The organism is Thioflexithrix psekupsensis (genome assembly GCF_002149925.1).
GTDB lineage: Bacteria > Pseudomonadota > Gammaproteobacteria > Beggiatoales > Beggiatoaceae > Thioflexithrix > Thioflexithrix psekupsensis.
This window is the reverse complement of sequence record NZ_MSLT01000012.1, coordinates 240,906-263,029: the sequence shown is the minus strand read 5'-3', so window position 1 is coordinate 263,029 and position 22,124 is coordinate 240,906. Positions and strand designations below refer to the sequence as shown.

General features: G+C 39.6%; 15 protein-coding genes. 8 read left to right on the top strand and 7 right to left on the bottom strand.

Features of this window, described 5'->3' with window-relative positions:
* Nucleotides 1-303 precede the first annotated feature (303 nt).
* The 5 genes from lysS to TPSD3_RS06260 form a co-directional block, all read right to left on the bottom strand.
* Entirely contained in the window at nt 304-1,791 is a 1,488-nt protein-coding gene (gene lysS / locus TPSD3_RS06280; protein ID WP_086487728.1) for a lysine--tRNA ligase, read from the bottom strand.
* 59 nt (nt 1,792-1,850) lie between these two features.
* Nucleotides 1,851-3,431, bottom strand: a complete 1,581-nt coding sequence (locus tag TPSD3_RS06275; RefSeq protein WP_086487727.1) for a metallophosphoesterase family protein — start codon at nt 3,429-3,431, stop codon at nt 1,851-1,853.
* Between the two features lie 93 nt (nt 3,432-3,524).
* Nucleotides 3,525-5,021, bottom strand: a complete 1,497-nt coding sequence (locus tag TPSD3_RS06270; RefSeq protein WP_086487726.1) for an NAD(P)H-hydrate dehydratase — start codon at nt 5,019-5,021, stop codon at nt 3,525-3,527.
* A gap of 37 nt (nt 5,022-5,058) precedes the next feature.
* The gene (gene orn / locus TPSD3_RS06265; protein WP_086487725.1) at nt 5,059-5,607 is read right to left on the bottom strand and encodes an oligoribonuclease; all 549 of its coding nucleotides are present in this window, start codon (nt 5,605-5,607) and stop codon (nt 5,059-5,061) included.
* Between the two features lie 217 nt (nt 5,608-5,824).
* A complete protein-coding gene (locus TPSD3_RS06260) occupies nt 5,825-6,610 on the bottom strand; it encodes a thiazole synthase (protein ID WP_086487724.1) in 786 nt (261 codons plus the stop codon).
* 247 nt (nt 6,611-6,857) lie between these two features.
* On the opposite strand from TPSD3_RS06260, the gene TPSD3_RS06255 reads away from it, so the two are divergent.
* The gene (locus tag TPSD3_RS06255; protein WP_086487723.1) at nt 6,858-9,488 is read left to right on the top strand and encodes a PAS domain-containing hybrid sensor histidine kinase/response regulator; all 2,631 of its coding nucleotides are present in this window, start codon (nt 6,858-6,860) and stop codon (nt 9,486-9,488) included.
* A 5-nt stretch (nt 9,489-9,493) separates the two neighbouring features.
* Here the strand turns inward: TPSD3_RS06255 and prmC are convergent, their stop codons facing one another.
* Nucleotides 9,494-10,336, bottom strand: a complete 843-nt coding sequence (prmC, locus tag TPSD3_RS06250; protein WP_086487722.1) for a peptide chain release factor N(5)-glutamine methyltransferase — start codon at nt 10,334-10,336, stop codon at nt 9,494-9,496.
* Nucleotides 10,337-10,423: 87 nt separating this feature from the next.
* Here prmC and TPSD3_RS06245 point away from each other — a divergent pair, with 87 nt between their 5' ends.
* The 5 genes from TPSD3_RS06245 (at nt 10,424) to TPSD3_RS06225 (ending at nt 17,097) form a co-directional block, all read left to right on the top strand.
* Nucleotides 10,424-12,007, top strand: coding sequence for a serine/threonine protein kinase (locus TPSD3_RS06245; RefSeq protein ID WP_140048501.1), 1,584 nt, complete (start codon nt 10,424-10,426; stop codon nt 12,005-12,007).
* Nucleotides 12,004-13,017: a M23 family metallopeptidase gene (locus TPSD3_RS06240; RefSeq protein WP_086487720.1), complete on the top strand. Its 1,014-nt coding sequence runs from the start codon at nt 12,004-12,006 to the stop codon at nt 13,015-13,017. Before TPSD3_RS06245 ends, TPSD3_RS06240 begins: the two co-directional genes overlap by 4 nt.
* Nucleotides 13,018-13,105: 88 nt before the next feature.
* The gene (locus TPSD3_RS06235) at nt 13,106-14,980 is read left to right on the top strand and encodes a GmrSD restriction endonuclease domain-containing protein (protein ID WP_086487719.1); all 1,875 of its coding nucleotides are present in this window, start codon (nt 13,106-13,108) and stop codon (nt 14,978-14,980) included.
* On the top strand, nt 14,977-15,972 hold the full coding sequence (locus tag TPSD3_RS06230) for an AAA family ATPase (protein ID WP_086487718.1): 996 nt from the start codon (nt 14,977-14,979) through the stop codon (nt 15,970-15,972). Before TPSD3_RS06235 ends, TPSD3_RS06230 begins: the two co-directional genes overlap by 4 nt.
* A 360-nt stretch (nt 15,973-16,332) precedes the next feature.
* On the top strand, nt 16,333-17,097 hold the full coding sequence (locus TPSD3_RS06225) for a hypothetical protein (protein WP_086487717.1): 765 nt from the start codon (nt 16,333-16,335) through the stop codon (nt 17,095-17,097).
* Between the two features lie 34 nt (nt 17,098-17,131).
* Here TPSD3_RS06225 and TPSD3_RS06220 read toward each other — a convergent pair whose 3' ends face one another.
* Nucleotides 17,132-19,240: a sensor histidine kinase gene (locus TPSD3_RS06220; RefSeq protein WP_086487716.1), complete on the bottom strand. Its 2,109-nt coding sequence runs from the start codon at nt 19,238-19,240 to the stop codon at nt 17,132-17,134.
* 209 nt (nt 19,241-19,449) lie between these two features.
* Here TPSD3_RS06220 and alaC point away from each other — a divergent pair, with 209 nt between their 5' ends.
* A complete protein-coding gene (alaC, locus tag TPSD3_RS06215) occupies nt 19,450-20,640 on the top strand; it encodes an alanine transaminase (protein WP_086487715.1) in 1,191 nt (396 codons plus the stop codon).
* A 102-nt stretch (nt 20,641-20,742) separates the two neighbouring features.
* Nucleotides 20,743-22,056 (top strand): homoserine dehydrogenase, encoded by a 1,314-nt coding sequence (locus TPSD3_RS06210; RefSeq protein WP_086488409.1) that lies wholly within the window; start codon nt 20,743-20,745, stop codon nt 22,054-22,056.
* Nucleotides 22,057-22,124 lie beyond the last annotated feature (68 nt).

Below are 22,124 nucleotides of genomic sequence, written 5' to 3'. Positions count from 1 at the left end.
ACCATCATCACCATTTCAAATTGATCATTCCATGTGTGCGCAATATCGGCTAAAGTCTCCAGTAAAAACTCACCTTCTCCACAGCGAATATCCACTTTATTTCTCAATAAAGCCGCTTTGCTATAAGGACAGGGGGGAAGATCATTAAAATGTACTGAAGGCACACTTAAATGATTTTCCACCCATTGATAAATATGCGTTGTTACTTCATTTAAATCAGGTTTCATTTACTTTTCTTTCTCCTTTCTTTGCTGATTTTGAATGGCAGAAAAAATATCTGCCATTCTCGATAAATTCAACAATCTATTTAAGCCGTAAATGTGGGAACAATAACACATCTCGAATAGAGGCTTGATTGGTCAATAACATCACTAAACGATCAATGCCAATGCCTTCGCCTGCGGTCGGTGGCAATCCATATTCTAAAGCACAAACATAATCCGCATCATAGTGCATGGCTTCATCATTTCCTGCTTTTTTAGCAAGGACTTGTTGGCGGAAACGTTCGGCTTGATCTTCGGCATCGTTTAATTCAGAAAAACCATTGGCAATTTCTCGGCCACCAATAAATAATTCAAACCGATCCGTAATTTCTGGATTAGCATCGTTACAACGCGCCAATGGCGAGGCTTCTTTAGGATAAGCGGTAATAAAAGTGGGATTTTTTAAATGATGTTCCACCGTTTCTTCAAACACCAATAATTGCAACATTCCTAAGCCTTCTTGTCCTGTTAATTTGCAATTTAATTGCTTGGCTTTTTGCCGCATGAATTCCATATTTTCTACGGCGGCTTGATCCAGATCAGCATTATATTGCAATAAGGCTTCTTTAACGGTTAAACGCGCAAATGGTTTTTCAAAATCATAACAATCTTCTTGATAAGGCACTTGCAAACTGCCCACAATGGACAAGGCTAATTCCCGCAATAACACTTCCGTTAAATCCATTAAATCGTGATAATCTGCATAAGCCTGATAAAATTCCAACATGGTAAATTCTGGATTATGTCGGGTTGAAATGCCTTCATTGCGAAAATTGCGATTCAGTTCAAATACTTTTTCAAAACCACCCACCACCAATCGCTTTAAATAAAGCTCTGGAGAAATGCGTAAAAACAAAGACATATCCAAGGCATTATGATGCGTCACGAATGGACGAGCCGACGCGCCACCGGGAATGGTTTGCATCATCGGCGTTTCGACTTCTAAAAAATCTCGTGCCACCAAAAATTGCCGAATTTCAGCAATAATTTTTGACCGCTTCATAAAAATATCGCGGCTACTTTCATTAGCAATTAAGTCTAAATAACGCTGGCGATAACGAATTTCTTGATCCGTTAAACCATGAAATTTCTCAGGCAAAGGCCGCAATGATTTGGTTAATAAATACAATTTTTCGGCATGAAGCGATAACTCTCCCGTTTGGGTTTTAAATACATAGCCTTCCACGCCCAAAATATCGCCCAAATCCCAATGTTTAAATTCGGCATAAATCCCTTCTGGTAAATCATCTCGCTTAATATAAACTTGCAAACGGCCTGACATGTCTTGTAAATGGGCAAAAGCGGCTTTTCCCATAATGCGACGGGTCATCATTCGCCCCGCAACTTTCACACGAATAGGGTTAGACATTAAGTCTTCATTACTGCGTCCATCATAAAGATCAATTAACTCTTTTGCGAGCGCATTTCTACGAAAATCATTAGGAAATGCCACACCTTTTTCACGTAAAACTTGTAATTTACTGCGACGTTGTGCAATAAATTCGTTTTCTTCTGATTCATTGATCATGGGTTAATTCAATCCATTGGGTTTAAAATTAAGGGATAATAAGACCGCTTCATATCGCTCTAAAGCTGTCCTAATAACAATTTTATTAAGGTATCGGGAAAACGTTGATCCGCCATTTCTTCAATTAACGGCTCAACCGCGTAAGGCAAGCAATAATAGCGAATCACTTGTTCTTGGCGATCATAAATGGCAAATTGCGCTCCCGGCTGACGATTGCGTGGTTGTCCCACAGAACCCGGACAAATAAGACCGTGTTCAAAATCGGCGAGTGACAGCAAAGGCTCAATATAGCGGTATTCTTTCCTTTTGCTTCTGAGATAAGCCCCCGGTTGATGGCTATGTCCATGAAAACAATGGGTAACTTTTTTCTCCGCCAACCAATTTAAATTATCGTGATAAGTCATTTCATAAACGTAAGCATTAAAAAAAGTCGGATCAATCGGCGCACCGTGTACGCCCATCCAGCCCTCGCCATGCCAAACCGACGGCAAATCATTCAGCCATTGTTTTTGCGCGTCGTCCACTCGCGTCATACTCCATTCCAACACCCAAGCGGCTGAACTTGAAAACCCTTTTTTAAAATGTCCCGTGGCTAAAGCATGATCATGATTGCCTTTGAGAATGATAAAAGGACTATTTTGCAAGCGAGATACACACGCCGCCGGATGTGGCCCATAGCCCACAACATCGCCTAATACAATGCCTTCTTCTACTTGTTGCTCGGCTAAAAAATTTAAAACGGTGTCCAAAGCGGGCAAATTCGCATGAATATCCGCTAATAAAGCAAAATAACGCCCGTTATTTTCTTTATTATTTTTATTGGCTGGAGAAGTGGGCGCGGTTTGTTCAGTCAAAGTTACCGCGGGAAAATGAATGGTTTTTGGTTTTAACGTATGAATAAAATCGCTTAATGCGGCTTGCGCTTCGGGTGCAGTTAAATAAATATTCCGCAATTGTTCTGCCAATACCATGAGATATTGGGGATCGTTAAAATGTTTAATCATCAAATCATGTAAAATATGTCCTAAATTAACCGCAATTTTTCCCCTTAACCACGGCAAAGCACGGAAATAAATCCCCAACATTTGCCCACACGTCACAAACCGATCCCACGCATAAATATCATCATCCACATAATAAAGTTGATCATTCGCCGTTAAAGCAAAATTAGACAAACCTTCATCTAAGCGAATATTCATTTCACTGGCAACACGAAAATAGAGATCAAATAATCTCTCTAAATGACGCAAACAATAGTCAAGGGGTTCAGTGGGATTAGCCACTTTAATTAAGGTATGTAATGGGCGCAAATGCGGGCAAATACTGCCAATTAAGGCCACGGATTGTTCCGTATCGGTTTGGACAAACCAGGTTTTATGGGGATGATGAATTTGGTAGCCTTGTTCTTTCGCCAACATTTGCACCGCCCATCGTTGGGCGGAATAGGCATCCAACTTGATTTCTTGACGAATTTTTACTAAATCAGTCTCATTCGTGTAAATTTGAGTGCAAACCCGACCTGTGAACACCTGACCATGCGCTAAGGCTTTGTTTTCTGAGGCTAATAATGGCTCAATATCTGCAATTTGATAAGGAGAATCCCCCCCAACAGCACCAATTAATTCAATTTTTTTAGACATAACACCACTTAATGAGTTAGGCAAAATAAGAACGCGGTTATCATTGGGGGGTAGTTATTAATAAGCAACTTTTAGATAACCGATCAATTTTATTTAAAATAATTCTGGATTGGCATAATAACGTAACCACGTAAATAAATCAGTAGCCAATAAACCCCGTTCCCCACTTTCTGCGGCTTTATCGGCAGCACGGGCGTGTAAACAAACACCTAAACGCGCCGCTTCGTTGATGGTATAGCCTTGTCCCAATAAGCTGACAATCACTCCCGTCAACACATCTCCCATTCCGCCCGTCGCCATGCCCGGATTGCCATTGGTACAGACACTAATTTTACCGTCTTCATCCGCGATCAATGTCCCCGCCCCCTTCAATACACATACACCGCCAAAGCGCAATTGTAACGATTTCACTGCATGAAAGCGATCCGATTGAATATATACCGTTGACATTTCTAATAAACGCGCTGCTTCGCCCGGATGCGGCGTTAGCACACTTTCAGGAAAACGGAATGGCGTTTGTGCCATTAAATTTAATGCGTCCGCATCGGCAACAACGGGTTTTTGCAAATCTTTGACCGCGTCTAATAACGCTCTAGCCCAAATTGACTGCCCCAAACCAGGGCCAATCGCCACCACATCAGCTTGATCCACCAGTGGCATTAATGCTTCCGTCGTTTCCACGCCATAACTCATAATCTCCGGACGATGCAAAGACACCAAAGCCGCATGAGAAGGATGTGTGGCGACAGTGACTTTTCCCGCACCCACCCGCGCCGCAGCTTCAGCCGCCATACACACCGCACCCAACATACCGGGCGCACCCCCAATCACCAACACATGCCCATAACTGCCTTTATGTGCAATACGAGAACGACGCACGAACATGGTTTTCACCACATCGTATTCAATACGTCCCACAATACTTTTCACATGTTTATAAGCTACGGCTGGAATTTGCAAGTCATTAAAATACACTTGTCCAGTAAACGCAGGGCCTTCTCCCGTAAATAAGCCTTGTTTTAAGCCCACAAAACTCATGGTGGCTGTGGCTTGAATGGCTACACCCAACACTGTTCCCGTGTCGGCATGTAATCCAGAGGGAATATCCAGCGATAAAATAGGGCGTTTTGAGCGATTAATGGCTTCAATGACTTGTCGCCATTGTCCGCTGACTTCTCGATCCAAGCCCGTCCCCAATAACGCATCAACAATTAAATCGACAATACTTAATTTTTTTTCCGCAAAAACTTGCGTGAATAAACCCACATCGGTCATGGCTTCATAAGCGGCAAGAGCTTCGCCTTTTAACTGAGTGGTATCGCCTAATTGTAAAACAGTGACATCGTAACCCGCCAAGTAGGCCAATCGCGCCACCACGTAACCATCGCCCCCATTATTTCCCACTCCACAGACAACAATAATACGTCTGGCTTTTAACCAACGTTGTTGTAACAGATTGAATGCAGCCGCGCCAGCGCGTTCCATGAGGCAAATGCCCGGAATGCCCATCTCTTCAATAGCCACGCGATCCAATTCGCGCACCTGACCAGAACGGTACAAAGCCAACGGTAAAGCGTTTGATAAGGTCATGCACCATCGTCCCTATTCGCATGAATAATTGGTTTATTTAAAAGTCTAGTTTAAGAAAACGTTCACGATAATATTTAAGTTCAGCAATGGATTCGTGAATATCTTTCATAGCCAAATGTTGAGAATCTTTGGAGAAATCAGGCAAACTCGGCCGCCAACGGCGTGCCAATTCCTTAATAGAACTGACATCAATTTGTCGATAATGAAAGTATTTTTCCAATTGCGGCATGTAACGATTTAAAAACAGCCGATCTTGACACACACTATTACCACACATGGGCGAGGTTTGTGGGGGAATGTGTTGTTGTAAGAACGCAATCGTATTTTTCTCGGCCGTGGCGACATCAATACGGCTGTCGCGGACACGCCGGATTAAACCCGATTGCCCGTGTTGTTTAGTATTCCATTCATCCATGCCGCTCAACACCGTATCGGGTTGATGAACCGCAATAACAGGGCCTTCAGCAATCAAATTCAAATGAACGTCAGTGACGACGGTAGCAATTTCAATAATGGTATCTCGCTGGGGATCGAGTCCCGTCATTTCGAGATCAATCCAAATGAGACGGGTGGCATCTTGCGACATGCGAATTCCTAAGTTGTTTATAACGGAGCTATTGTAACGCGATTGGGCGGTATTAAGGGTCTTTCACCGCAAAACTGTCCTAAAGACAGCAACAAGTTAGCATATTTTCGGAGAAAAAGGGTTGTTTCGGCAAGACGACACCCCCCAACGGCCGTATCATCTCGTTTCCAAGTGGCACTTGGCAACGAGATAAACAAGTAACTAATGGAAAGATGAACTATAAAAATAATCCATCCATCGGAGAAGAAGCATTTGCATAACGACGGCGGGGCATTCGACCCGCTAAAAAGGCTTCGCGTCCTGCCTCAATGGCTTTTTTCATCGCCGAAGCCATTAAAACAGGCTGTTTAGCGGCTGCAATCGCCGTATTCATCAACACCCCATCACAACCCAACTCCATCGCAATCGCCGCATCAGAAGCCGTGCCTACCCCCGCATCCACCAAAATGGGGACGTGAGCATTTTCAATAATCGTTAAAATATTCAAAGGGTTGCGAATCCCCAAACCCGAACCAATCGGCGCGGCCAACGGCATAACCGCCACACATCCCAATTCTTCAAAACGCTTTGCCACAATCGGATCATCATTGGTATAAACCATCACTTTAAAATTTTCTTTTACCAAAATTTTAGCGGCAATTAAAGTCTCCATAATATCGGGAAATAAAGTTTTCTCATCTCCCAATACTTCCAATTTAACCAAATCATGTCCGTCCAGTAATTCTCGCGCCAGCCGACACGTGCGCACCGCATCATCTGCGGTATAACAGCCCGCAGTATTCGGTAAAATGGTATACTGATCGGGCGGCAAGACATCTAACAAGTTAGGTTGTTTTGGGTCTTGCCCAATATTTGTACGACGAATGGCAACTGTCACGATGTCCGCCCCACTGGCAAGAATGGCTTGTTGGGTTTCTTCCAAATCCCGATATTTGCCCGTCCCCACCAGTAAACGAGAGCGGTAATCACGATTGGCAATGCGTAAAGGGGTATCTTGAATCATTGAACATCCTCATTTTAAAGAAAAAATATAAATCACAGGATAGGATTAAACCCTGATTTCCCACCCCGCTGAAGTTATCTTTTCATTAACGCAAAGGAAATTCAACCAATAAACGCAATCCCCATTTTAAAACCCATACTTAACCCAAATCATAGACAAAGAGGGAAAATTCTTTTAAGAATAGAATTGTATTCTTTTTCTATACTGGGTTAAATAACCAAATCATTCAAAATCTAAGGCAACTTTAATGATTGAAATTATGCCTGACATGAATCCTGAGATTTTTTCAGAGAAACCAGTTGCAATTTTAACATTGCACGTGGAGACGTTAGTTATTATTGACTGTAATGAAGCTGCATTAGCATTATGGAAATGTTACAAAAAAGAACAGCTATTGCATAAAAACTTAGCCGAACTTATGGAAATTCATGATCCGTTTTCATTGCATCAATTAAAGCAAGCCATTCAACAAGCCCAATTACATGGCGCATGGCGTTATTATGGACAATTAACGACTTTTTTTAATTATCCCATAGAACTGCTTATTTTAACGCATCAACATGAGCAAGCAAGGATTTATTGTCTCCCTAATCCTCATTTACCCATTGAGTCTCGTTATCGTATTTTACAACATCGTTACGAAAAATTAGCCAAAGCCACCCAATCGGGAATTTTAGATTGGCATTTGGAGGAAGATAGCTTTTATATTGACCCTCATTTAAAAAAACATTTGGGATATGATGAAAAAACATTACCTCATTCTCACTCAGCATGGTTAAAGCTCATTTATCATGAAGATTTATGGATATTTGAAGAACTCAGTTTTACTGATTTAACCGAATGGGTGCCTGCTTATAACGAGTTTCAATTTCGCATTTATCATGGTGATAATTCTCTGCGTTGGATGCTATTGCGCGGTTATAACGTGCGTAACGAATGCCACGAATTGGTGCGTATTATTGGCGTGGTGATTGACATTACGGTACAAAAACAAGCCGAGGAAGCTCTGCGTGAAAGTGAATCGCGTTTTCGGGATTTATTTCATTTTGCGCCTATTGGTATGGCTGAGGTTTCTATAGAAGGTAATTTTTTGGATGTAAATGCGTCTTTATGCAAATTTTTAGGCTATACCCGCAATGAATTAATGCACCTTAATTTTAAAAACATTACTTGGAATGATGACGCAGAATTAAATCGTTTACATTGGGAACATTTAATCAGTGGTAAAATTAAACGCCATCAAGAAGAAATTCGTTATATTCATAAATTAGGCTATGTGGTTTATGGTATTTTAAATTCTTACTTACGCCAAGATTCGCTAGGCAATCCGATTTCTATTATCAGCCAAATACAAGATATTAGTAATCGTAAAAAGACTGAATTAGAGCTGCAAAAAGCCAAAGAATTAGCCGAAAGTGCTAACCGTGCTAAAAGTCGTTTTTTAGCCAGTATGAGCCATGAATTGCGCACACCATTAAATGGAATTTTAGGCTATACCCAAATTTTAAAACGGGACTCTACTTTAAATAAGAATCAACAAGAAGGCATTGAAGTGATTCATCGCAGCGGAGAATATTTATTAACACTGATTAGTGATATTTTAGATTTATCCAAAATTGAAGCGGAAAGAATGGAATTATATCCCAGCGATTTTCATTTTGGTCGTTTTTTAACGGGGGTTGTGGATTTATTTAAAATGCGCGCCGAGCAAAAACAAATTAAATTTGAATTTAAACAATCAAATACTCTGCCCATTGCCATTCATGCCGATGAAAAACGTTTACGGCAAATTTTAATGAATTTGTTAAGCAATGCGATAAAGTTTACAGAACGCGGGGGGGTGGTTTTTTCTATTCGCAGCGACATGTCAGAAAATACAATAAACGACGCTGAAAACTCGCTTTATCTCTCTTTAGAAAATAAAATAAATACAACCCATTATAGGCAATTGTATTTTACCGTAGAAGACACGGGTATTGGTATTCCATCAGAGTTGCAAAAAGAAATTTTTCTTCCTTTTCAACAAATTAGCACCAGACAGCACCATGCCGAAGGCACAGGCTTGGGGTTAGCCATTACTAAGAAATTAGTGGAAATGATGGGTGGAAAACTGCACTTAGAAAGTCAATTGAATCTGGGCAGTCGCTTTAGTTTTTCGGTTAAATTTCCCATTATCCAACAATTTATTGAGAGTGATAATCATCAGCCTAAAATTATTGGTTATAATGGCAATAAAAAAACTATTTTAGTGGTGGATGATCAGCATTTTAATCAATTGGTGTGTAAACATTTATTAGAACCGTTACATTTTAATATTCTGGCCGCTTATACGGGGGCGGAAGCATTGACCATTGCACAAGCAAAATTACCCGATTTAATTATTATGGATTTAATTATGCCTGATATGGATGGCTTTATGACCACACAACAATTGCGCAGTAATCAACAACTCCAATTCATTAAAATTATTGCTGCCTCAGCCAGTGCTTTTGATTATCACCGTGAACGCAGTTTAAAAGCGGGCTGTGATGAATTTATTCCTAAACCCATTAATGCCGATCAATTGCTGGCTTGTTTACAAAGACAATTGGATTTAACTTGGCATTATGAAACGCCCACCAGCCCAGAAAAATTGACTCCCGATTCCGTCGCATTAACTTCAGAAATAACTCATGATTCCTCTTCTTTTTTACTCCCCAAATCTGCAGCTAAATTACACGAATTGGCCATGATGGGAGATATTGACAGTTTATTATTTTACTTAACTCAAATGGAAACAGAACAAAGTGCATCAGCCCATTTAATTCAACACATTCGCTACCATATTGAACATTATGATACGGATGCAATTTGTCGTTTAGTGACTCCTTTTTTATAAAAAAATTACGGCATTTGTCCGCAAGAAACCCGCTCATGTTGCGCATAATCTTTATGGGTTTGTACCTGTTGAAAACCCGCTTTAATTAATTCGTGACGTACCGCTTGTCCTTGTTGATAACCATGTTCTAATAATAGCCACCCTTGCGCATTTAAAAAAAAGGGCGCATGATGAATAATCGTGATTAAATCAGCTAATCCATTTTGTGGCGCAATTAAAGCAGATGGCGGTTCATAACGCAAATCACCTTGTTGTAAATGCGGATCATCAGGGGCTAAATAAGGTGGATTACTCACGATTAAATCAGCCTTTTTACCCATAAGCGCATCAAACCAATTTCCTTGTTGAAACTGGATATTCAATAATCGTAAAATAACCGCATTTTGTTGTGCAATGGTAAGGGCTTCTAGCGACAAATCAGTGGCAATAATTTGACAATTGGCGCGCTCATAAGCAATGGCTAAAGCAATCGCACCACTGCCTGTCCCTAAATCAAATAAACTGGTAGGTTTATCTTTCGGTAAATAACACAGTGCTAATTCAACCAATAATTCTGTATCAGAACGCGGAATTAAAGTGTTATTGGTGATGATTAAGGGCAATGACCAAAATTCACGTTGCCCTGTTAAATAAGCAATCGGAACACCCTCTGCACGAGCATGAATTAAATTGATAAATTGTTCATATTGGGCTGGGGTTAATGTTCGCTCTGGATAAGCTCTTAATTGACTGCGACTGCATTCTAAAATAAAACCTAATAGAATCTCACTTTCTAATGTCGCTGTTTCATAAGAATTCAGCAGAGAATAAGCTGTTTTCAATGCTTGTTGAATGTTAGAATGACGCATATTGATTGGTTGATTGTGTTATATTTAAAATGTTTCATGAATTGATTATTCAACAAATTCCCCTATCAACTAGGAGGATGTTTCACCTTGACTTCAAATATGTCGCACCCCCCGCAAGAAAATCCACAAGAAAATCATACTGTTGCCTCGCCTGCATTGCATCGTCATGCGTTGCCGCATGGTTTTTGGTTAAATGAATACCAAATTGAGTCTGTTTTGGGCAATCCCGGTGGTTTTGGTATCACGTATTTAGCCACAGACACCCATTTACAACAACGGGTGGCAATTAAGGAGTATTTGCCCAGTGAATTTGCGGTGCGCGAAGGAATTAGCACGGTGCAAATGCGTTCGGATTCTGATGCGCCTTCGTTTCGTTGGGGATTGGAGCGATTCGTGGCGGAAGCGCGGGCATTGGCGCGGTTTCATCATCCCAATGTGGTTCGTGTATTGCGTTATTTTGAGGCCAATGGCACAGCCTACATGGTTATGGAATACCAAAATGGGGAAAATTTAAGCCATTATATCAAACGCAAAGGCACGCTGACTGAGGAAGAATTTTTAGCCATTTTATTACCTTTATTAGATGGTTTAGAAAAAGTCCATGAGGCAGGTTTATTACACCGCGATATTAAGCCTAATAATATTTATATTCGCAGTGATAATTCTCCTGTGCTATTAGATTTTGGTTCGGCGCGTTATTCCATGAATCAAGAACGCAGTATTGTCACCAGTATTGTTACGCCGGGATATGCGCCATTAGAACAATATGATAATGAGCGAGAAGCACAAGGGCCTTGGACGGATATTTATGCGTTGGGGGCGGTTTCTTATTTTATGGTGAATGGTGAACCGCCAATGCCAGCTACGCGGCGTGTGATTAAAGACCCTTTAATTCCCGCTAAAGAAATCGGAGAAGGACGTTATTCAACGCAAATTCTAGCGGCTATTGATTGGGCATTGCAACCCACCGAAGAAAAACGTCCGCAATCGATTGCCGAATGGCGAGCGGCATTATTGGCTGATCGTCCGTCTTATCGGCTGTCTTCGCTGGCTCATGCGGCCTCGCCTGCTAAAAATGGCAATAGAAATAAAGCCTTCGGAAAATCAGAACATCCCCTTGTGCAACGCTGGCTGACTTCTTCGTTGGTTTTATTCATATTGGCATTGATGATGTCTGGCATTACGCTGTTTTTATATTTGGATGAAAAATGGAAAACTGAGCATCAATTACGCTTATCTTATGAGAATGAATTAGCCACTTTGCGCACTCAATTTGCCCAATTAGATGCAGAAAAGAAAAGAGTAGATGAAATGTTAAATTTACTCATGCGATTTTCGGATCAAGCTCTCGCTTTGGATAAAGAAAAATTTAAGAAAGAACAAGGAGAAGCGCATTTTATTAAATATTATAAAGTGGATAATGTGGCACCGGGAGATGTGTTAAATATTCGTCATTATCCCGGTGATTTAGGAAGTTTTGCTGGTAAAATTCCACGCGATGCTGATTGTATTCGTTATTTAGATCGTTCGCATTTTGTGTTTAATGCGCGTGGGCCTCAATTGTGGGTGATGATTAATTATGAAGGCACGGTGGGATGGGTACATTCTCGTTTTCTAATGCAGAATTTTGATTGTCAATCTCCATCCAATGAGGCGCAAATACAACCATGATGATGTTTTTTCTTCGCCTGTTATTATTAGGGGCTATTTTTTCATTTTCTTCAGGATTTGCGGCTGAAATTACGGCAGTTACTTTTGAACAATCGCGCATTGTTATTCGGCACACGGGCTGTCAAGCGCAATCGCTTGTGCGCGAAGAACAGCGTTTAATCTTATCTTTTACGGCGTGTCAGGCGACGGAAGGACGTTTGCTTTTGTTAGACAAAGCGATTACGAATTTACACTGGCTGTCTGACGATTCGCAACGGGCGCAAGTCATCATTCAATTTGCTTTGGCACAGGATTATGCTTTTGAAATTGATGAACAGGAAAATTTATATCAGATTTGTTTTCCTCGTTGCCACAATTTATTAAAGCAACAAAGCGAATTAAATTTAAACGCTTTAAATCAATTAGAAAAAATGACTTTGCCTACTTTATTTACTTTACAAAATAAAACTTTTTTAATGCCATTACCGAATATGCGCATTGAGGATTTTTTAGATCGTTCAATTGGTTATGTGCCGCAAGATGTGGTGCGCGATGGTTTGCCGCATTTTGGCTCTAAACGGGATGATTGGTTGGGTAAATCGCGGCCACATTTGGGTTACGATATTTATGTGGATAATGTGCCTGTTTTTGTGATGGCTGATGGCGTGGTGATTCGCGCCACGCATAGCCGTTTATCTGGTGCTTATGTTAAGGTACATCACGGCAATCAACTTTATACGGTTTATGTGCATTTAAAAGACATTGCGGTGCAAGAAGGACAAACTTTACAACAAGGGGATATTGTTGGTTATATTCGCGGCCCCGCGGGAAATGCAGTAGAAGCACAATTGCATTTAGAAGTTAAAATTAATGATATGAGTACTGATCCTTTACCTTTAATTAAAGATTATTATCAAAATCAAGCACAAATTCTGCAAAAAATCACCCATTATGAAAGCCTATTGCCACAGTTAATTCGAGGGCGAGAACAGAAAGTACGTGAGTTTTTAGAGCAGAATGGGGCGCGGTGAAATTAAATGTTGTAATATATGCTGACCGCTTAGTTTTAAATTTGAAATATTTTATTATTTTTCTAATTATTACAGAGATAAAAACACAATGAACTTTATTACGGCTGGAAATGCTGTGGGTTGTACGATTAATTCACATCGGCAAGGTTGGGATGGTAGCATTTGTCGCAATGCCGAAACATGGAATTGTTCAGCAAAACAACAATTTCGTATTGATTATTGTCAACAAGGAGACCCACGTTGTTATCACATTCATGTGTATGAAGAAGGAACGCCATATTGTTTAATTGATGACTTAGGAATTGGTTGGTTATTAGAACGTTATCCTGAAGCTTTAAATAATCAAATTATGTTATTTTGGGGTAAACAGTTTCAAGAACCGCGTGGCATCAGTAAAATTAATACCCATAGCAAAGATTATGTGTTTGGGGCGTATCGAGTACAATATGTGGAGTGCATTCACATTAATGATTTTAAAACGGTATGGAAAATTGTCCCTTACAGCGATGGTTGGGTGCGTTTTCAACAACCCCACGCATTAACAGTTTATTACCGTACCATTCAAGAAGGACGTTATCTCAAAGAAGTTGAGCGGGTCACGGTAGAAAATTTGTTTAAAGCCGCAGCACAGTTCATTGGCCCCAGTTCAACGTGGTTTGAACCCGAAGATGAAGCCCGTTTTGCCCATTTTCATCAGCACTTAGCAGATTGGTTTGAACAGGCACGAGTAGATATGCAAAGAGTCAAACAATCGAAACAAGATATTGAATTAGAAGAAATACTCAGTGGCGATCCATTCAATCCTGATGATATTTCTATTAAATCAAAAGTTATTGCAATGGAAACTATTTTGCGTCGATTGGTGCAAAACACAATCAATTTAAACCCTGATTTTCAGCGTAGAGAAGTCTGGGAAGAAGACAAAAAATCACAGTTAATAGAATCATTAATGCTTAAAATCCCACTACCTATGTTCTATGTTTCTGAAGATGAGAAAGGTTATTTAACAGTTATTGATGGACTACAACGATTAAGTACCTTGAGAGATTTTATTTTGGGTGGGCGTTTTTTAAAGGATAGAAAAGAGATAGACAAGGGAAATGGCTTTCCATTGTTTCGATTAGAGTTTTGGAAGGATTTTAATGGAAAAACATTTAATGAGCTACCTATTAATTTACAAAATCGAATTTTAGAAACCGAGTTTAACTTCACCATTATTGAACCCAATACTCCAGAAGAAGTTAAGCGTAATATTTTTAAGCGAATCAATACAGGCGGCGAGCCACTGAGCGCGCAAGAAATACGTAATGCTTTATATATCGGCTATTCTACAAAATTATTAAACGAACTGGCTGCATACTCTGAATTTGAGCAAGCCACTGGCTTTTCTGTGAAAACGGAAAGAATGGAGGATAAAGAACTTATTCTGCGTTTTTTGGCTTTTTGGGTGAGAGATTATACTGATTTTAAGAAAGCCATTTCTGTTGATACATTTCTAAGTAACACCATGATTATTATTAATGCCTATCCTGATTTTAATAATCGGGATTTTAAAAAACTGCTCAGAGAAAATAATCTTCCTTATTTAGAAAAAGTAGATAATTTAAAAAATCTAAATATTCAAATAGAAAATGTAGAAAACATCCGCTCTGCTTTTAAAAGTGCGATGGTTCGGGCTTATCGTTTATTTGACAAGCATACTTTCAGACGCAGCTACGGCGAAAATCCCAGAAAACCCATTAATAAAGCCTTATTTGAAATGTGGAGTGTGTCCTTATCAAAACTGACAGAACAACAGTTTTATCAACTGCTTGACCACAAGCAACAATTGCACAACGAATATAATTTACTTCTTGAAGATATAGACTTTCAATTTTATATCTCAAGAGATGCGCTGAAAGTGCCAGCAGTAAAAGAGCGATTTTCAAAAATTATTAATTTGATAGAGAAATTTATTCAATGATCAATCACCTTGAATTAGATGGTTTTAAATCTTTTGTGCTAGATAACATTGAATTTGGGACATTGACTTTGCTGACAGGTTTAAATAGCTGTGGCAAAAGCAGTGTTATTCAAGCCTTATTGATGTTAGAAAAAATGGCAAAACAACAGGAGTATTTATTAGATGGTCATGGTGATATACAGGAACTTAAAAACCCGTATTGTCAATACATGGAAGTTACCGCAGAAACAACAGAGGGTTGTGTGTTTAAAATTCCTTTATCAGAACCGAATAACAATCCCCGTGATTTCCCTAAATTAATTTATATCTCAGCCGACCGTTTTGGTTCTGAGTTATTTCTGCCTATTTTCTCAGGAAATAATTTTGATTTAGGTAGAAAAGGGGAGAATATTTTTAAATGTATAGATGAAAATAGTGAGCTAATTTTACCAGAATCAATGCAACATCCTTTTTCAAAAGGAGAGACTTTTGGTCACAACGTAGAAGCATGGTTAAAATTGGTTTCTCCTAATGTTAAATTTAATTATCAACTGCAAAGACTGAGTGACAGTTCTTTCGCCACTTTTAATGGCTTTAGAGCAAAAAATGTGGGATTTGGATTAAGCTATACTTTACCTGTAATTGTCACTTTATTATTGGCAAGCGTAAAGCCTAACTGTATGATTATGATAGAGAACCCTGAAGCGCATCTCCATCCGCGAGGGCAAACTGAAATTGCAAAACTTATTGCATTATCTGCTGAAGCAGCAAAAGAAATTAATACACAAATCCTCATTGAAACACACAGTGATCATTTGTTTGATGCCATTCGGATTTATGCTAAAAATAGCAAAAAAGATTTTCATAAACTGCTCAGAGTTTATTGGTTTGAATTGAATAATCAATCAAACACTGAAATTGAGAAAATCAACATTGATGAAAACGGCCGAATGGATAATTGTCCTCAAGGTTTTTTTGATCAATTTGAAATCAATGCACGTAAACTTCTTTAATTCTTAACGAGTAAAAATGCACACTTTTTTCTTTAATAGTGAATTATTGCCATATTGCGAAAATATCACTCTTTTTAATGCCTATTTTTCTCAAACTTTGATATACCAAAATTAAGTCATTCATAAAATTTTTTCTGTCAGAATCAGAATTTACAGAATTTCATGATTTTCAGAATTAAAGAATAAAAAATCTGTTTAAAATAAGCGACTTGCAAGAATAAATTTTGAAAATTCTTGTGTCTGTAAATTCTGATTCTGACAAAATAAGAATTCTACGAACCCTATCTTTTTGGTATAGCTTATAGCCGTTTACTTGACAATGAAAAACTCAAAATTGAGAAAGGTGTTATTATAGAGAAAATGCCTGAACAATTGTCATTGGGAAAATTTTCATTGGCAGAAGCCATTGATAAATTAGAAAATAAAGACCTGAAAAGGCTTGCTTATGCCTACTTTATCAAATATCCAATAGAAAAATTTTGTCTAATTGATGAAGAAAAACTATTAGAACAAGATTATTTTTTTCTTGCTGAAACTGGAGAAAAAAAAGTTTTATATTTGCTACAAATTGCTCGTCAAAATGGTTTATTATTGAGTGTGGCATTATCCGATGATTTAAAAATTAATCAATTAGAACTGGTTAATAGAGATCGGAGCGAAAAACTATTTATTAATAATCTATTTTGTGCAGAGAAAGAGTCAGAATTTAAATGCAATGTTTCTTTTATTGAAGACTATATCCAGAATCAAACATTTTGCAATGCTAATTTTTTAAGTAAAATTGAGCTATTACTAAATGCTAAATTTTCAAGTAAATTTGAAAAAGCATTTTCGTTGTTGTCTAATGATGAAAAGGAGTCTATTTTTAATTTATTTGAACGTGCTAAATGTGAAGGATTTCTTTTATATCCTAATAAACAAATGGTAAAAGATGTTAGTCCTGATGAAAAAACAAAAGTATATGAACTAAGGGTTTATACACCAGTCGCTTTACGAGTTTATTTTTATGCAACGGCTGAAAAAGTATTTATTGCTAGTTTAGAAAAAAAATCTAACCCTAATCAATCTGAAGACATAAAAAACGCAGCAAAACTTTTAGCAAAAATGGTCAGACAACACCGTTAATGGTTTAAATAAAACTATTTTCCCCACTAACCCTCTATCGATACGGTTCAATCAAACGACAAATCGCTTCTTCATCAAAGGCTTGTGCCAAAGCGCGCACTCGGTCGGCAAAATCTTGTAAGCGGCTGTCTCGTTGGGCGAGGGCTTCGATTTGGCTTAAAATTCCCGTAATATCGCCCATATTCACCGCGTCATAAAGCTGTTCGGCATCTTCACTGGTTAAAGGCAACGGCTCAGATTCCTCACGAGAATCAAGAGCAGGTTCGCTCATCGGCATTTTAGGCAAAGGCATCTCTTCCACATCATGCGCCACTGACGCAGCATCTAACGCTGGTTTTAGCGGCAAGGTGAAGTAAAAACGACTGCCCTGTGCCACCCTACTTTCCACTTGCAATTCTCCCCCCATCATTTGAATTAAGCGATAACTCATGGCTAAACCTAAACCCGTTCCCGCCGATTTATTGTTAATATCACTCATTTGTTGAAAAGGTTGTAAAATCGTCGCTATATCTTCGGCCGCAATGCCGATTCCCGTATCAATAATGTCAAAGCGAATGTGATAATTTTCTGCTTGCACGCGAAAATAAATCTCTCCTTCACTGGTAAATTTAACCGCATTGCTTAATAAATGACTTAAAATTTGCCGCAATCGCCGTTCATCACCAAAAACTGCTTGGGGTAATTGATCACTGATTTGATCGTGAAAAATTAAGCCTTTACTTTCTGCTCGGTCTTTAAATAAAACGGTTAAGTTTTTTAACACATTAGGCAAATTAAAATCTTGTTCTAATAATTGCAATCGTCCTGATTCGATTTTAGAAAAGTCTAAAATATCGCTGATCAAGGTTAATAAATAGCGTCCATTATGCAAAATGACTTCTAATCCATTGCGTTGTTGTTCGGTTAATTGCGGGTCTTTTAACAAGATTTGCGCATAACCTAATACGGCATTCAATGGTGTGCGCAATTCATGACTGACATTCGCTAAAAAAGTGCTTTTAGCCTGATTGGCGTGATTGGCGCGGGCAATGTTTTCTTCTAATTGCTCAAATAAAGTCTGAAGTTGCGTCACCATTTGATTAAAAGTATGTGCCAAAATGCCCATTTCATGCTTGGCATTGATGCGCACCCGAATATTTAAATTCCCATCGCTAATGCGAGAGGCCGCTTGGGTTAATGTATTTAACGGGCGAATTAAATGGCGAATAAAACGCAAACTTAATAATACCGCAAAAATGATGGCCACAATTAATGATAATAACATACTGATAAATAACGTATATAATTCTAATTGTACTTCTCGCTCTGGTAATTCTGTCACCACCTGCCACGCCATTAATGGCACTTCAGCAATCGCACCCACCACCTTATCTCCAGTTAAACCCCGATAACGCAATAAATCATGGCGAGTCGATTGTTTTAAATGAGGTAAAAAAGATTTATTTTCAAAAGAATCCAGTAGCTTAATATCTGCGATTTGTTCGGCTAAACGATCTTTATACGCAATTAAACGATGTTCACGGTCTAAAATATAAGCATAACCGTGTTGTCCAATATTCAGTTGCGACACAATGAAGTTTAAAAAATCTAAGTTAAAACGCACCACTAATAAACCATCTATTTTATTTAATGAATCATTAACTATCACCGCAAAATAACTGATTAATTGTGAAGTTTCTTGCTGCATTTCTATAGGTAAAAATAAACTATTTTTATTACTTTTTTCTCCATCCATTAAAAACTGATGTAACGTGGAATGAGGGACTAAATCTTTTGTTAAATAAGCATCAAAAGCCCCTACCGATAAAATAATTTCTCCTTGCCGATTAAATAACGCCACACTGTCGTAGGCTTCGTGATGTTGATACAAGGCGGTTAATAATGCAGTTTGGGTTTCTATGGGGAATTGTAGGAGGGATTGAATTTTTGCCACATATTTTAATTTAGCCGTTAAATCCACCGCATATAAACCAATTTGCCGCGCCACCGCTGCCGCTTGGGCATTTTGTAAACGGCCAGCTTGTTGTAATTGCTGTTGTTGGCTTAAATAAAGTAATAAACTACCACTCATCAGTAAACACAGCATGACCAATAATAAAATACCCCAGCGTAATTGGTTAGAAATGGACAGTTTGTCGAACATAATTTGACTCACAAGTAACAAGACAGTTTAATGGCTTTAGCTTATCATTGTGTTAAGAGAAGCGATGCAATAAACTTGCAAATTTTCTGTTAATACAGCCTACAATAGTGTGGCTTAGATGCGTTAAACTATGGCATACCAGCGATTGAGAATAAGACGCTCGTTTTTTGATAACAAAATTTTTGATTTTTTACAGGGAATAGATCATCTTGAAAGCAGAATTTCAACGTATTCAACGTTTACCGCCTTATGTGTTTAGCATTGTAACTGAGTTGAAAATGCAAGCGCGGGCGCGAGGTGAGGACATTATCGACTTTGGTATGGGTAATCCCGACCAGCCCACGCCAAAGCACATTGTGGATAAATTGGTGGAAGTGGCACAACGTCGGGATACGCACCGTTATTCTGCGTCTAAGGGCATTCCGCGCTTGCGTCGAGCGATTACTCGTTGGTATGCGCAGCGGTTTAATGTGGAGTTAAATCCCGATACGGAAGCCATTGTCACCATTGGTTCTAAAGAAGGGCTGGCACATTTGGCCTTGGCCACGACAGGGCCGGGGGATTCGGTGCTGGTGCCTAATCCAGCTTATCCGATTCATCCTTATGGTTTTGTGATTGCTGGGGCGGATATTCGGCATGTGCCGATGGTGCCGGAGGTGGATTTTTTTGTGGAATTAGAAAAGGCCATTAATGATTCTTGGCCGCGTCCTAAAATGTTGGTGTTAAATTTTCCCGGTAATCCCACCGCGCAATGTGTGGAATTAGACTTTTTTGAAAAAGTCGTCGCCATCGCCCGTGAACACAATATTTGGGTTGTGCATGACATTGCGTATGCCGATATTGTATTCGATGGTTATGTGGCACCGTCTATTTTACAAGTTCCCGGTGCCAAAGAAATCGCCGTGGAATTTTTCTCTTTATCTAAAAGTTATAATATGCCCGGTTGGCGTGTTGGATTTATGTGTGGCAATTCAACATTAGTCGCGGCATTAGCGCGTATGAAATCTTATCTCGATTATGGAACTTTTACGCCCATTCAAGTGGCTGCCATTACGGCATTAGAGGATTCGCAAGAATGTGTGCGTGAAATTCGGGATATGTATTGGGAGCGGCGCGATATATTGTGTGAGGGATTAAACCATTTAGGTTGGCATGTGGAAAGCCCTAAAGCCACTATGTTTGTTTGGGCTGCTATTCCAGAGCCTTATCGGGCAATGGGATCGTTAGAGTTTTCTAAAAAATTATTGCAAGAAGCCAAAGTTGCGGTGTCACCGGGCATTGGTTTTGGCAGTTATGGCGATACGCATGTGCGTTTTGCATTAATCGAAAATCCACATCGCACCCGTCAAGCCTTGCGTGGCATTCGAGATATGTTTAAAAAAGACAAAATTTTAGCCTAAAACTCTTAAAATAAAGACCTGCAATATGTCACAGGTCTTTATTTAAAAAATAGAAATTAGGCGATTTATCGATAGGCAAACTAAAAGGAAAAGGCAAACATGATGTCACCGGTTAAAGTTGGGATTTTAGGTTTAGGCACCGTGGGTTGTGGTACGCTTAATGTTTTACGAAGAAATGCCCATGAAATTGCACGTCGTGCTGGCCGTGAAATTATTGTGACACACGCCAGCGCACGCACCTTAGATAAACCTCGCCCTTGTGATACCCAATCTTTGCGTTTAACCAACCAACCGATGGAAGTGGTGAACGATCCAGAAGTGTCGATTATTGTAGAACTGATTGGGGGAACGTCATTAGCCCGCGATTTAGTTTTACAAGCGATCAACGACGGTAAACATGTGGTGACGGCCAATAAAGCCTTGATTGCACTGCATGGCAACGAAATTTTTAACGCCGCACAACAAAAAGGGGTCATGGTCGCGTTTGAAGCCGCCGTCGCCGGTGGTATTCCCGTGATCAAAGCGATCCGAGAAGGGTTAAGTGGTAATTCAATTCAATGGTTAGCCGGCATTATCAATGGCACCAGTAATTTTATTTTGACTGAAATGCGTGATAAAGGCCGTGATTTTGACAGCGTGTTGGCTGAAGCACAGCAATTGGGTTATGCTGAAGCGGATCCGCGTTTTGATGTGGAAGGCATTGATGCGGCGCATAAATTGACCATTTTGGCTTCGATTGCGTTTGGTATTCCTTTGCAATTTGACAAAGTGTATATTGAAGGTATTAGTAATATTACCGCAGAAGATGTCAGTTATGCGACGGAATTAGGCTATCGAATCAAGCACTTAGGTATTGCCAAACGGACGGCGGAAGGTGTTGAATTACGTGCGCATCCCACTTTAATCCCGTATCGTCGTTTATTGGCCAATGTGGATGGCGTGATGAATGGGGTGTTGATTCATGCGGATGCGGTGGGTTCGACTTTATATTACGGCGCGGGCGCGGGCGCAGAGCCGACGGCTTCCGCGGTGGTGGCTGACTTGGTTGATGTCGTACGGACATTGACGACAGACCCAGAAAATCGCGTTCCCCATTTGGCATTTCAACCTGATAGTATTTCAGAAATCCCCATTCTGCCGATTGAATCGGTGCAAACAGCGTATTATTTGCGCATGATGGCTTTGGATCGCGTTGGCGTATTGGCGCAAGTGGCTACGATTTTGGGTCAATGTGGCATTAGTATTGAAGCTTTGATTCAAAAAGAGCCTGTTGGCGGTGCGGATAAAGTTCCCGTGGTCATGTTGACGCATTCTGTGCAAGAAGCACAATTAAATCAAGCGATTAGCCAAATTGAAGCCTTAGAAGGTATCAGTGGATCGGTGATACGAATTCGCATGGATACGTTAGCGGGTTAAACAGATTATTTTTATTGGGATAAATTCTTTTATTCGGGAGAATTTATCCCGCAGAGTAATGAAAAAAA